The sequence below is a fragment of the Mesorhizobium sp. M7A.F.Ca.CA.004.12.1.1 genome (assembly GCF_003997835.1).
Classification (GTDB): Bacteria; Pseudomonadota; Alphaproteobacteria; order Rhizobiales; family Rhizobiaceae; genus Mesorhizobium.
The window spans coordinates 1-1,003 of record NZ_RZRK01001292.1 but is presented as its reverse complement, the minus strand read 5'-3'; the positions used below and the strand labels follow the sequence as shown (position 1 = coordinate 1,003).

The window sequence follows — 1,003 nt, the reverse complement described above, 5'->3', positions numbered from 1 at the left end:
GATTGGAACCGGTGACGCTGGGCGCCAAGGAGGGCCTGGCGCTGCTCAACGGCACCCAGTTTTCGACCGCCTATGCGCTGGCCGCCTTGTTCGAGGCCGAAGTGCTCTACCAATCGGCGCTGGTCGCTGGTGCCCTGTCGACCGACGCGGCAAAAGGGTCCGACGCCCCCTTCGATCCGCGCATCCATGTGCTGAGAAAGCATCCCGGCCAGATCGAGACGGCCGACGCCCTGCGCAATCTGATGGCCGGCAGCGCCATCCGTGAATCGCATCGGGTTGGCGACGAACGCGTGCAGGATCCGTATTGCCTGCGCTGCCAGCCGCAGGTCATGGGCGCCGCACTCACCGTGCTGCGCCAGGCGGCCGACACGCTGGGCACCGAAGCCAATGGCGTCACCGACAATCCGCTGATCTTCGCCGAGGATGACACCGCGCTTTCCGGCGGCAATTTCCACGCCGAGCCGGTGGCCTTCGCCGCCGACATGATCGCGCTCGCCATCTGCGAGATCGGCTCGCTGTCGGAACGCCGCATCGCCATGCTCGTCGATCCGGCACTGTCCGGCATGCCGGCCTTCCTGACGCCGAAGCCCGGCCTGAACTCCGGCTTCATGATCCCGCAGGTGACGGCGGCGGCGCTCGTTTCGGAGAACAAGCAGAAAGCCTATCCGGCCAGCGTCGATTCGATCCCCACCTCGGCAAACCAGGAAGACCATGTTTCGATGGCCGCGCACGGTGCGCGCCGGCTGATCGGGATGGTCGAGAACGCCACCGCCGTGATCGGCATCGAATTGCTGGCCGCGGCCCAAGGCTGCGATTTCCATGCGCCGCTGGCCTCGAGCGACGCCCTGGAGGCAGTGCGTAAGCTGGTCCGGGCCGAAGTGCCGCATCTCGACAATGACCGCCATTTCCACCCCGATATGGAAAAAGCCATCGCCATGGTGCGCAGCGGTGCGACCATCGTGGCCGCCGGCGGCCACGATGGTCGCACCGCTGCGCACCATGG

The 1,003-nt window shown here is 66.7% G+C and carries 1 protein-coding gene; it reads left to right on the top strand.

Annotated elements, in window-relative coordinates:
- Positions 1-1,003 (top strand): aromatic amino acid lyase (locus EN984_RS35890; protein WP_164765978.1); only part of this gene is annotated, 1,003 nt, incomplete at both ends.